At 69.8% G+C, this 13718-nt stretch carries 2 protein-coding genes and 2 pseudogenes (1 of these 4 running past the window's edge); 1 reads left to right on the forward strand and 3 read right to left on the reverse strand.

The annotated features are described in order from the left end of the window. Positions 1 to 237: pseudogene (locus tag RVF83_RS00785) on the forward strand (sigma factor); the annotation flags it as partial. On the opposite strand, the gene RVF83_RS23680 reads toward RVF83_RS00785, so the two are convergent. From RVF83_RS23680 to RVF83_RS00800, 3 genes and pseudogenes are all read right to left on the reverse strand, one after another. Beyond that, complete coding sequence (locus RVF83_RS23680) at positions 139 to 4044, reverse strand: amino acid adenylation domain-containing protein (protein WP_423133037.1); 3906 nt, start codon at positions 4042 to 4044, stop codon at positions 139 to 141. The pseudogene RVF83_RS00785 and the gene RVF83_RS23680 overlap by 99 nt on opposite strands. Beyond that, a pseudogene (locus RVF83_RS23685) lies at positions 4027 to 7150 on the reverse strand (amino acid adenylation domain-containing protein); the annotation flags it as partial. The gene RVF83_RS23680 and the pseudogene RVF83_RS23685, both read right to left, overlap by 18 nt. Further along, positions 7147 to 13718, reverse strand: the 3' portion of a protein-coding gene (locus RVF83_RS00800) for an amino acid adenylation domain-containing protein (RefSeq protein WP_341261982.1). Its footprint extends 3199 nt past the window's final position; 6572 of the gene's 9771 nt are visible here — the last part of the coding sequence; its start codon lies off the right edge, out of view — the gene reads right to left on this strand; its stop codon occupies positions 7147 to 7149. The gene RVF83_RS00800 and the pseudogene RVF83_RS23685, both read right to left, overlap by 4 nt.

Consider the following 13718-nt stretch of genomic DNA (forward strand, 5'->3'; position numbering starts at 1 on the left):
GTGACATCGGACGACGGCAGCGCTACCCCCGATGCGGACCACGGACGTGGACACGAATCTCGCTTGTTGCGCGATCTCCTGGAATCGGCCTCAACCGGGGACCGTGTCGCCTTCACGCGTCTGTACGACCTGACGAGTTCACGCATCTACGGACTCGCGTTCCGCGTCGTCCGCGACCGCGAATACGCGGAGGAGATCGTGCAGGAGGCCTACCTGCAGTACTGGCAGAAGGCGGGCCTTCGGCCGGCCGGTCGATCCGGAGGTGAAGATCGTGTACGCCGCGTGCTGCGGACGCAGTCGACCACGCCGCTCGGCGTCGGTGACCGGAGCGTCGGCGCCCTCGACCGGCACCGACGCATCGACTGCGACGACCCCGACCTTGTCGCCGAGTCCGGCGATCGGCTCCGGGGTGGGCAACCCGGCGTGGACGAGAGCGACTGTCGCACCGGAGGTCTCGACCATGTACTCGGCGCGGTCGACGGGCGCGGCGGTGTCGACCGGGACGTACTGTCCGCCAGCGGTGACGATCGCGTGGATCGCGACGAGGAGCTCCACCGACCGCGGGATGCACACGGCCACCGCGACATCCGGGCCGATCCCGGCCGCGATCAATTGCCGGGCCAGGGTGTTCACCCGCGCGCCCAGTTCGCGGTAGGTGACGCTCCGGTCCCGGAACACGAGGGCTTCGCGATCGGGGTACTCGGCGACGCTAGCGGCGAGCGCGGAGGCCAGGTCCTCGGTCGGCAGCGTCCGGGCGAGGCCCTGCTGTCCGGCGGTGATCGACATTGCTTCGTCGGTCCCGAGGATCGAGACGTCGCCGACCGGTTTGTGCACGTCGGAGGTCAGAGCATCGAGCAGCTTCACGAACCGTGCGGCCAGCGTGCGCACCGTCGACTCCTCGAAGAGGTCGGTGGCGAACACGACCGCACCCTGCCAGTTGCCGGCGGGCTCGGAATTGACCATGAAGGTCAGATCCACCTGCGCCGGTCGGCTGTCGATCTCGACACCGGAGAACACCAGGTCGCCCACCGGGAAGCCGGTCGAACGCGCCGCGCCCCCGGGGTCGAGGGTGAGCATCACCTGGGCCAGCGGCGCGAAGGCCTCGCTGCGCACCGGGTTCACCGCGTCCACCACTGTCTCGAACGGCACGTCGGCGTTCTCGAACGCCCCCAGCGCGGTGGTGCGGGTCCGGGACACGACGTCGACGAAGGACTCACCGAGATCGATCTTCGACCGCAGCACCAGCGTGTTGACGAACATGCCGATCAGCGGGTCGAGTTCGGGCCGGCCGCGACCGGCGACCGGGGTGGCGATGGCGATGTCATCAGTCGCCGACATTCGGGCGAGCAGTGTAGCCAGTGCGGCGTCGAGCACCATGAACGGCGTCGCGCCGGTGCGGGTGGCGACGTCGCCGATGCGGCGGGCCAGGTTCTCCGGGATGGTGAACGCGGTGGCCCCGCCCCGGCCGGTGGCGACTCTGGGCCGCGGCCGGTCGTAGGGCAGTTCGAGCAGGTCTGGCATCCCGGCGAGTGCCTCGCGCCAATATCCGAGCTGCCTGCCGATGACCGACTCGGCATCGTCGGGCGAACCGAGGACCTCGTGCTGCCAGATCGCGAAATCCGCGAATTGAACGTCCAGCGGCGCGAATTCGGGAGCAAAGCCCTCGTGCCGTGCACTATAGGCGGCCACCAGGTCGGAGATCAGCGGACGCAGGGACTCACCGTCGGCGGCGATGTGATGGATGACGATCGCAAGCACGTGTTCGTCGGTGCCCACGGGCCACAGCCGGACCCGGATCGGCCAGTCGACGGCGAGGTCGAATTCGGTGGTCACCGCGGCCTGGATGTCGGCCATCGACTCGGCGACACCCCAGTCGAGACGCCCCGCGACGTCCGCGGCGTCGGCGACCTCCTGGAACGGCACGCCGTCGATCGCCGGGAACGTGGTGCGGAGCACCTCATGTCGCATCGCCAGGTCCACGAAGGCGGCGCGCAGCGCGGGAACGTCGAGAGGTCCGGACAGTCGCAGTACGTTCGGCAGGTTGTAGGTGGCGTTGCCGGGTTCGAACCGGTTGATGAACCACATGCGCTGCTGCGCAAACGACAGCGGGACACGATCGGGCCGCGGCTGGACGGCGGAGATCGGCGGCAGCGCCGGACTCCGTCCCGCGACCGCCTCGACGAGTTCTCGGACCGAGGGGGCATCGAACACGTCGCGGACACGAACCTCGGCATCCAGTGCAGCCGCCACGCGCGCTGCCAGTCGGGCCGCGTTGAGGGACGTACCACCGAGATCGAAGAAGGACTCGGTGACGCTGACCTGCTCGACGCCGAGGAGGTCGGCGAACACTGCCGAAACCGCTTCTTCGTCGGCACCGACCGGCGCTACGACGTCGACTCCGCCGAAGTCCGGTGCGGGCAGACGCTCTCGGTCGACCTTGCCCGCCGCGTTGACCGGCATGTCGTCGACCAGTGTCCACACACCCGGGCGCATGAACGGGAGCAGACGTTCGGCGGCGTGGTCGCGCAGCGAGTTCACCGTGACGTCGGCGTCGGCAGTGACGTAGGCGACGAGACTCTGTGCGCCGGTGGGAGTCTCGAGGACCGTGACGACGACCTCACGGACACCCGGCGCCGACGCGATCACCGACTCGATCTCGCCGAGCTCGATGCGCTGGCCGCGAAGCTTGACCTGGAAGTCGACGCGTCCGAGGTATTCGATCTGACCGTCGGCGCGCCAACGCACGATGTCGCCGGTCCGGTACATGCGCGATCCGGCGGGTCCGCTCGGGTCCGCGACGAATCGTTCGGCGGTCAGACCCGGGCGGCCGATGTAACCGCGGGCGATCTGGATCCCGCCGAGGTAGAGCTCGCCCGCCACGCCGACCGGCACCGGATGCAGTCGCGCGTCGAGGATCTGGGCGGTGGCGTGCGGGGTCGGGATGCCGATGGGGACCGTCGACAGTCCCGAACCGACTTCGGCGATCGTCGAGTAGATGACGGTCTCGGTCGGGCCGTACTGGTTGTGGAGGGTGGCCTGCGGCCACACGCGGTGCATGGCGTCGGCGAGTGCCGGGGGCAGCGCCTCACCGCCGAGCTGAACGGTTCGCACCGATCGCATCGCCGCGAAGTCGTCGTCGGACAGTTCGCCGAGCATCAGCGAGAGCATCGACGGCACCATCATGATCGAGGTGACACGATGCCGGATCACGTAGTCGCGCAACGCCCATGGGTCACGTTGCTGACCCTGTCCGACGATGACGAGGGCGCCCTGACTGATGACCGGACGGAACAGGTCGAGCACCGACGGGTCGAAGGTGAAGTCGAGTACGGCCAGGATGACGTCGGCCGACGTGAACTCGTGGTCGAGATGATCGGCGTGCAGCATCGCCATCGCGGCACGATGAGAGACGGTGACGCCCTTGGGCTTACCGGTCGAACCCGAGGTGAAGATGGTGTACATCGCGTGGTCGGCGTGGAGCGGGGCGGTGCGGTCGGCATCGGTGATGGTCGACGTGTCACCGGTCAGGGGCGCCGAAGCGTCGACCTCGACGACCCTCACGGCCGGCGCGACGCGGTCCGCCGCGTCGCGCGCGTGCGCCGACACCACGAGCACGTCGGCACCGGTGGCGTCGAGGATGTAACGGACCCGTTCCGCGGGCGCGTCGACGCCGATGGGCACGAAATGACCCCCGGCGGCGATCACCGCATGCGAAGCGATCACCATCTCGACCGACCGCGGCAGCGAGATCGCAACCGGGACATCGGGACCGACGCCGAGGGCGATCAACTGGCACGCAAGCGCATTCGTGCGATCGGTGAGCTCTGCGTAATCGACCGTGCGTTCGCCGTCGATCACTGCGGTGGAGTGCAGGAACGACGGCTCGACCTTCTCCACCAGATCGGCGAGAGTGCCTGTCGCGAGCCCGAGTTCGCGGGACGTCGTCGCTCCCGACCAGTCCGCGATGGCGGAGTGCTCGTCGGCTTCGAGCAGTTCGATGTCGCCGACGAGTACGTCGGGGTCGGCCACCGCTGCGGCCAGCACCCGGATCAGTCGGTCGGCCGTCGCACGGACCGTCCCCTCGTCGAAGAGATCGGTCGCGTAGGTGACCGACCCGGACCAGGGGTCACCGGCGGGCGCGGTGTAGACACCGAAACCGAGGTCGACCTTGGCGAGGGTGGGTCCGTCCTCCACCGGGGACACGACCAGTCCGTTGGGCAGTTCGGCCGACTGCTGACCCGCCCCCTCTTCGACGCTCAACCACACCTGGGTCAGCGGGGCGAACGCCGCACTGCGGACCGGATCGACCGCCTCGACAACCGATTCGAAGGCGACGTCGGCGTGTGCGAACGCGGCCAGGTCGGTGTTGCGGACGTCGGCGAGCAACTCGGCGAAGGTCGCCGATCCATCGATGTGTGACCGCAACACGAGCGTGTTGACGAACATGCCGACCAGGGGCTCGAGTTCGCGCCGGCCGCGCCCGGCGAACGGCGACCCGATGGCGAGATCGTCGTCGCCCGACAGCCGTGCGAGTACGACGGCAAGGGCCGCGTGCACGACCATGTACGGGGTGACGCCACGCTGGGCGGCCAGTCTCGAGATGCCATCGGTGACATCGGCAGGGATGTCGAAGGCGGTCTGTGCGCCCCGCCCGCTGGCGGTCTGCGGGCGCGGCCGATCCGTCGGCAGCTCCAGCACGTCCGGCAGGCCTGCCAGCTGCTCGGTCCAGTAGGCGAGCTGCCGGCCGACCACCGACGACGGATCGTCCGGGGAGCCCAGGACCTCACGCTGCCACAGCGCGAAGTCGGCGTATTGCACCTCGAGCGGCGCGAAAACCGGGGACTCGTCCGTCGAGCGGGCGAGGTAGGCGGTGACCAGGTCGGAGACCAGGGGCGCGAACGACTCGCCGTCGGAGGCGATGTGGTGCATGACCAGCGCGACCACGTGCTCCTCCGGCGCAGCCTCCCAGACACGCACTCGGACGGGCCATTCCCGCTCCAGCACGAATCCGCTCGACACCGCGGCCTCGATGTCGGCGAGCGAGCCGACGTGTCGCCAGTCCAGGTGCTCACCGATCTCGGAGACCTCGTGCACCAACTGGAACGGCGCGCCGTCGGCCGCCGGGAACGTCGTCCGGAGCGTCTCGTGACGGGCCACGACGTCGACCACCGCGGCGCGCAGCGCCACCGCGTCGAGGTCACCGCTGATGCGCAGGACCACCGGGATGTTGTACATGCCGCTGGCCGGGTCGAGCTGGTTGATGAACCACATCCGCTGCTGCGCATACGACAGCGGCACGAGCTCTGGACGCGGGTCCACGCGCCGGACCGGCGGCAGCGCGGATTCGCGACCCCGGACCGCGGCCACGAGTTCGCGAACGCTGGGCGCGTCGAAGACGTCGCGCACCGAGACGGCGACGCCGAGCTCGTTGGAGATCCGGGCCGCGATGCGCGTGGCGGACAGGGAGCTGCCACCGAGGTCGAAGAACGATTCGGTGACTCCGACCCGGGCGAGGCCGAGGAGTTCGGCGAAGAGTTTGGCGACGGTTTGCTCGTCGGCGGTCTCGGCCGCCACGTACTCGGTCGCACCGAAGTCGGGCGCCGGCAGTGCACGACGGTCGACCTTGCCCGAGCTGTTCAGTGGCATCGAGGACAGCCGGACCCAGGTGCCCGGCCGCATGTATTCGGGCAGTCGCGCGGCGACGCCCTTGGCGACCGCGTCGAGATCGACGTCGTCGGGTGACAGATACCCGACGAGCACCTGACCGCCGGGGCCGTCGACAACCGAGGCGGCCGAGTGCACCACGCCGGGGCCCGCCGCGATGGCTGCCTCGACCTCGCCGAGCTCGAGTCGCTGACCGCGCAGCTTCACCTGGAAGTCGGTGCGGCCGAGGTACTCGATGGCGCCGCTGCGATTCCACCGGACGAGGTCGCCGGTGCGATAAAGGCGTGAGCCGGGTGCGCCGAACGGGTCGGCGACGAAACGTTCGGAGGTCAGATCCGACCGCGCCGCATAGCCACGCGCGACCTGGACGCCACCGAGATACAGCTCTCCCGGGACACCGGCCGGGACCGGGTTGAGGGACGAGTCCAGGATGTAGGTCTGGGGTGTCGGGAACCGGGACGCCGATCGGCACGTTGCGATCGCCGAGGACGACCGGCTGGGCGGTGACTTCGACGGCCGCCTCGGTCGGTCCGTAGAGATTGTGGATCTCGAGATCCGGCAGGGCGGCGAGCGCGGGTTCGGCGACCGCCGCGGTGAGGGCCTCACCCGAGGTGAACAACAGCCGGAGTCCGGTGAGGTCGGCGAGCCGGCCGCCGAGGACATCGCTGAACGCCGAGAGCATCGACGGGACGAAGTGCACGACCGTCACGGACTCGGCCGCGATGAGGTCGGCGACGTATTCGGGGTCGCCGTGGCGACCCGGATCGGCGATGACCAGGGTGGCCCCGAGACCGATGGGCAGGAACAGTTCCCCCACCGACACGTCGAAGGTGATCGGTGTTTTCTGGATGAACACGTCGTCGGCGGTCAGCGAGTACCAGTCCCGCATCCAGCGGAGCCGGTTGGCGACTGCTCGGTGCGAGACGGTGACGCCCTTGGGACGCCCGGTCGAGCCGGACGTGAAAATCGTGTACGCGGCGGTCTCGCCGCGAACCGGCGAGAGGCGGTCGGCGTCGGTGATCGGGGTCGCATCGGGTGTCGGGCCCTTGCAGTCGACGGTTCGGACCGCGGCCATCCCTTCGTACCGATCGCGCGACGCCGCGGCGTCGTCCCGGACCAGGACGAGCCGGGCTCCAGAGGTCGCGACCATGTAGCGGAGTCGTTCGTCGGGGAGCTCTGCGTCGAGCGGCACGTAATGTCCGCCGGCCTCGGTGATCGCGTGGACGGCGACGAGGAGTTCGACCGACCGCTCGATCTGCACGCCCACTGCGACCTCGGGGCCGACGCCGGCGGCGATGAGCTCGCGCGCGAGGTCGGCGACCCGTGCCGTGAACTCGTCTCGCGACACCCGGCGATCACCGAAAACCAGAGCCGGTGTCGACGCGGTCTGTGTCGAGGTGTGCGTCCTGGTCAGCTCCGACACGTTCGGTTGATTCTCCTCGTTGTCCCCGGTGCGGCCCCCGCCATGTTCTCTGCCGTTCCTCATCGGACATTACCTGTCGCGAACTCGATCAAGGTCGCCGCCACAGAGCCGTCCGACGCGCCCCGCGACCAGTCGAGGACCTCCTCGCGTTCCTCGCGGGACATGAGCGGGGCCTGGGCCACAAGCGCCTCCGGCCGCGAGCTCAGGTGGTCGAGTACGGCGACGAACCGCTCGGCCAGTCTCCGCACGGTCTGCGCGTCGTACAGGTCGGTGGCGTAGACGAGGCGCACCTCTCCGTCGCCACCGCGGTTGGTGCCGACGGTCAGCGTGAGGTCGTACTGTGCCGGAACCACCGGGGACTCCACGGGGGTGACGGTCAGCTCGCCTGCTTCCGCATGCCTGTCACCGCTCTCGGCCGCGGTCTGGTCGACGACGGTCACCATCACCTGTGCGAGCGGGGCGAAAGCCTGCGAACGCACGGGCTGGACCCGTTCGACAATGGCCTCGAAGGGCACGTCGGCGTGGGCGAAGGCCTCGAGGTCGACCGAACGCACCTCGTCGAGGAGGTCGGCGAACCGGCCCCGGGGCGAGACCGGCGTGCGCAGCACGAGGGTGTTGACGAACATGCCGACCAACGGTTCGAGAGCCTGCTGACCACGGCCGGCGATCGGGGTCGCGACCGCGATGTCATCGGTTGCCGACAACCTCGACAGCAGCACCGCCAGCGCCGCGTGCACGACCATGAACGGGGTCACGCCGCGCTCGCGAGCCAGTTCGTCGACACGCGTGCTCACCTCGGCCGGCAACGGCACCGTCTCCATCGCGCCCCGGTGCGAGGCGACCGTCGGTCGTGGGCGGTCGGCCGGCAGGTCCAGTACGTCGGGCGCCCCGGCGAGTTGCCGCGCCCAGTACTCGAGCTGCTGCCCGACCACCGACGTCGGGTCGTCCGGCGACCCGAGCGCACTGCGCTGCCACAACGCGTAGTCGGCGAACTGCACCTCGAGCGGCGTGAACTGCGGTGCCCCGCCGGCTGCCCGGGCGAGATACGCGCCCACTATGTCGCCGATCAGCGGTCGCATCGACTCACCGTCGCCGACGAGGTGATGCAGTACGGCCAGCAGGATGTGCTCGTTGTCGCCGACCTTCAGCAGGCGAACCCGGAACGGCGGTGCTGCAGCGACGTCGAATCCGGAACCGGCGGCGGCGACCAAATCCTCCTCGCCGGAGGCGATCGCCCAATCCGGCTCGGCCGCTGGTGAATCCGCGGCGTGGACCAGCTGGGACGGCTCGCCGTCGACGTCCGGGAAGGTCGTCCGCAGGACTTCGTGGCGGGCCACCACGTCGTGCACCGCCGCCTCGAGGGCGGGCACGTCCAGGCGACCGGACAGGCGGACGCCGACCGAGATGTTGTAGGTCGGGGCTTCCGGTTCCAACTGGTTGATGAACCAGATTCGTTGCTGTGCGAACGACAACGGGACGCGGTCCGGACGTGGGGTCACCGCGGTGACCGGCGGCAGCGCGGAGGTCTCGAAGCCGCCGACGGCCTCGGCGAGGGCGCGGACGGAACCGGCCTCGAAGACGTCGCGAACCGAGACGGCCACACCGAGCTGATCGGACAACCGGGCTGCGAGCCGTGCCGCCGAGAGCGAGTCGCCGCCGAGTTCGAAGAAGCTCGATGTCGCCGAGACGAGACCGGCGTCGATGCCGAGGACGGATGCGACCACGTCGGCGATCGTGCTCTCGGTGCCGGCCGCCGGCGCGACGTACTCGCCGGCCTCGAGAACGGGCTCCGGGAGGGCTCGCTTGTCGAGCTTGCCGACCGGCGTCAACGGCAGTTCGTCGATCACGGTGAACGACGAGGGCACCATGTACGCCGGCAGGCGACGACCTGCGAAGGTCTTCAGCTCGGCCACCTCGACCGTGCCGTCGGCCGGGACGATGTAGGCGGCCAGCGCCGTCGCCACGGAGCCACCGACACCGAGGACCACGGCGGACTCGACTGCGTCGTGCTCGGCGAGCACGGCCTCGATCTCACCCAGCTCGATGCGCAGGCCGCGCAGCTTCACCTGGTCGTCGGAACGGCCGGTGTACTCGAGGGTCAGGCCGCCGGTTTTCGCGTCGGGTGTCCACCGGACGACGTCACCGGTGCGGTACATCCGTTGTCCGGCTTCGCCGTACGGGTTGGCGGTGAACCGCTCGGCGGTGAGGCCGGACCGATCGAGATAGCCGCGGGAGAGTGCACCCCCGGCCACGTACAGCTCGCCCGGCATGCCGACGGGGACCGGTCGCAACCGGTCGTCGAGGACCATCAGATCCACCCCGCCGATCGGACCACCGAGGCGCACCGGGTCGCCCGGCTGCATCGCCGCCGAGATCGTGATGCCGATCGTCGTCTCGGTCGGGCCGTACAGGTTGTGCAGCTGCGTCGCTCCGGCCCACCGGTCGACGATCGGTTGCGGCACCGCTTCGCCGCCGGCCGCGATCACCCGAAGACTCGGCACCGCGGCCGGATCCATCGTCGAGAGGACCGACGGCGTCAGGAACGTGTGCGTCGCACCGTGTTCGGCGATGAACTTCTCCAGCGCTGCCCCGCCGACCGCTTCCGACGGGCGGTAGGCCAGCGTGCCCGAGTTGACCGTCGCCAGCAGGTATTCGAGCACCGATGCGTCGAAGCTCGGTGAGGCGAACCCGAGCACCACCGGGGCGTCGCCGGCATCCAGGCGTTCGGATTCCTGACGGGCGAAGTTCGCCAGCCCCGAGTGGGTGACCGCCACGCCCTTCGGGCGGCCGGTCGACCCGGACGTGTAGATGACGTAGGCGAGGTTCGCCGCGGTCACGTCCCCGAGGCGCTCGGTCTCGGTGATCGGGCCGGCGGGCGCGGCGGCGATCTCGGCTGCCACCGAGTCGTCGTCCAGTCGCACCCACTCGAACCCATCGGCCGGCAGGTCACCGGTCTCGACAACCGACAATCCGAGTACCGCACCGGAATCCTCGATCATCGACGCGACGCGCTCGGCCGGATAGTCGGGGTCGATGGGCACATAGGCGCCACCGGTCTTCGCCACCGCCCAGATGGCGGTCAGCAGTCGAGCCGAGCGGCCGATCGCGAGTGCGACGGCCTGCTCGGGTCCGACGCCGTGACCGATCAACCAGCGGGCCAGGCGGTCCGAGGCCTCGTCGAGTTCCCGATAGGTGAGTCGTGCACCGGCACCGTCGACGACGGCCGTGTTGTCGGGTGCGCGGCGTACCGCGGCCCGGAACAGCTCGGACAACGTCACCGGGTCCGTCGCCGGTCCACCGGTCACAGGTGCGAGTGCGGCACCGGCCTCTGCCGACAGGAGCGGCAGACGGGCGCAGGTGTTCTCGGGAGCCTCGGCGATCGCCCCGAACAGCTCGGTCAGCACGTCCGCGAAGATCGCGACCTGCTCCGGTGTGAACGCAGTCGGCAGGAACTTGATCTTCAGCGCGAGCTCGGCGCCGCGGCGAGACGCGGACAGGTTGAGCGGGTAGTGCGTCGCGTCCGACGTCTCGGCGCCCACAAGTTGCAGCCCGCCGGCCGACGACGCGTCGATGCCGGCGACCGAGTCGACGTTCACCGGGTACGACTCGTAGACGGCGAGGGTGTCGAACAGCGTGGGCAGTCCGGTCTGGGCGACCAGGACGGGCAGTCCGATCTGCTGGTGGTCGAGGACCTTCACCTTGTCGTTCTGCATCGCGGTCAGCGCGTCGACCACCGTGGCGTCGGGATCGACGTCGACGACGGCCGGGATCGTGTTGATGAACATGCCGACCATCGACTCCATGCCCTCGATGTCGGGCGAGCGGCCGGAGACCGTCTCCGCGAAGGACACCGTCCGGTTGCCCGTGAGACGAGAGAGGAACACCGCCCAGGCGAACTGGACGACGGTCGACATCGTGGTCGAGTTGTCCCGTGCCAATGCTTCGAGACGTTCGGTCACGTCGACGTCGACGGTGAACTCGAAGTCGCGGGGCGGAGCGTCCGCGGCGGGCTCGTGACCGGGTGCGACCAGTGTGGGCTCGGTGACGGGCGCGAGCACCTCGCGCCAGGCGGCGAGGCCGGCGGCGGTGTCGGTCGTGGCGACCGCACGCGCGTGGTCGGCGAAGTCGCGCTGGGATGCACCCGGCAGCGACCCCGTGAAGGTCTCCCCCGTCGCGTACAGCGAGAGGAGATCGGCGAGCACGAGCGGACTCGACCAACCGTCGATCAGCAGGTGGTGGTTGGTGATGACCACCTCGGCACCGTCAGCGTGCTCGATCAGCACCGTGCGGATGAGCGGTGGCTGGGCCATGTCGAACGGCTTCGCCCGCTCCTCGGCGATGACGGCGTCGACCCGGCTCTGGCGCGCTGCGGGGTCGTCGGCTCGGAGGTCGACGACCCGCCACGGCACGTTCACCTCGGCCGGCACAACGGTGACCGCTGCGCCGTTCGACAGCCGTACGAAGCCCGAACGCAGCACCCGCTGACGGTCGAGAAGCTGTCCGAGCGCTGTCCGCAGTCGGTCGGCGTCGATGTCACCGGTCAGCGTCAGGACGGTCTGCGTGACGTAGACGTCGATGCCCGCGTGGTCGGCACCCGCGTTGCTCGCGAGGTCGGCCTGGAAGAAGAGGCCCTGCTGCAGCGGGGTCAGCGGCCAGACGTCGACTCCGGGGTACTGCTCGGCGAGACGGTCGAGGTCATCCTGCGTGACCTCGACACCGGGCACATCGGCGCGGCTGAGGCCCACGTCCGCACCGCCGGCGACGAGTTCTGCGACGGCGCGCAGTTCCCGGTGCCAGCGCTCGGCGATGTCGGTCGCGGCGGCCTCGTCGAGGACGTCGCGGGCGTAGGTGACCGTCGCCTCCAGCTGCTTCTGCTCGCGTCCGGCCGTGCTGATGTTGATCCCGAAGACGCTCGGCGATCGCATCGCACTCGACACCGTGGGCGGGAGGTGCGGGCCGTCGGACGCCGGTAGGAACTCGTCCGGCGTCGTGTCGGTGGTCGGGGCGGTTCCACCGCCGAAGAAGTTGTACAGGATCGACGGGAGCGGGCGACGCGCGAGCTCGCCGTCGGAGTTGTAACGGAGGATGCCGAAGCCGACCCCGCCACCCGGACGGGACACGCGCATGTCCTTCGCCGACTTGATCGCGCGGACGACGTCGCTCGACGGGTCGACGGCCAGCGGGGTGATGCTGGTGAACCAGCCGACCGTCCGGGACAGGTCGATGGCGCCCCCGTCGCCGGCGATGCTCTCGTCTCGGCCGTGGCCCTCGGTCGACACCGCGACCGGTCCGTCGTCGGCGATCCCGTTGTCGAGTTGCCACGAGCGCACCGCTCGCGCGAGCGCTCCGAGCAGGACGTCGTCGACGCTGCTCCCGAACGCCTGGGGAACCGCGGTCAGGATCTGTCCGGCGACGTCATCGACCACGTAGGTCAGCGAGGACTCATCGCCCCACCGGTGGAGGGATCGGTCGGCGGCGTCGCCGAACGAGGTCGGTCGCGCCGGCAGTTGCTCGAGCCAGTAGTCGGCCTCGCCCGCACGAGCGTCCACCTGGTCGGCGAGGAGATGCGCGATCCGGCGTGCGGACGTGCCCTCCGGGCGGAGTTCGATGGGCCGGCCGGAGGTCTGTTGTGCCCACGCCGTGACGAGATCCTCGACGAGGATCGGCCACGACACGGCATCGACGCCCAGGTGATGGATCGCGATCACCAGGCGACGCCAGCCGTCGCCGTTGACGACCGCGGTCCCGAACAGGGAGCCGGTTACCGGATCGAGCGCGTTCAGCAGTTCGCGATGCGCGTCGAGGAGGGCCTCGGCCATCGGTCCGGCGGCGTCGATCTCGTGAACGGCCGGCACGGTTCCCGCGCCGGCGGTCAGATTCCACTCGCCACTGTCCCGCGTGAGGACAGCAGTCAGCATCGGATGCGCTGCCGCGACGGCTTCGACGACCGCCTGCAGGTCGGTGACCTCGGCATCTCTCGGGAAACCGAACACGAGCGGCTGCGAGAAGTCCGCGAAATCGGCGGGCTGCTCGGAGTGCTCGATCATCCAGGAGGCGACCGGCGGAAGTGGCATGTCACCGGCCCCACCGCCCGGCAGCTCCGCGATCAGCTCGACCGGACCGCCCGAGGCCGCTGCGGCAGCCGCCATCGCGCGAATCGTCTTCAGCTCGAAGATCTCTCGGGGCGACAGGTGGATACCGGCCGCCTTTGCCGCGGACGACAGCTGGATCGACATGATCGAGTCGCCGCCGAGGGCGAAGAACGACTCGGTGACGCTGATCCGCTCGTCGCCCAGCAGGCCGCCGACGATCCGAGCGAGGTTCTCTTCGGCGGGGTTCGCCGGTGCGACGTACTCGGCCGGTTCGGGGGCATGCGGTTCGGGCAGCGCGGTGCGATCGAGCTTGCCCGCCGGGGTCAGCGGGATCTCGTCGATGGCGATCGCCTGGCTGGGCACCATGTGCGCCGCCAGGTGCTGGGCCGCCTCGTCGAGGACCGCGGTGCTGTCGATGGTCGCGCCGGGCTTGGCGACCAGGTAGGCCACGACCTCGGTGTGCTTGCGTCCGCCGCGAGTCGACTCGACGCCGACCACGACCGACTGCGCGACACCCGGCTGGGCGTCGAGCACGGCTT

Source organism: Gordonia rubripertincta (assembly GCF_038024875.1).
GTDB classification, from domain to species: Bacteria; Actinomycetota; Actinomycetes; order Mycobacteriales; family Mycobacteriaceae; genus Gordonia; species Gordonia rubripertincta.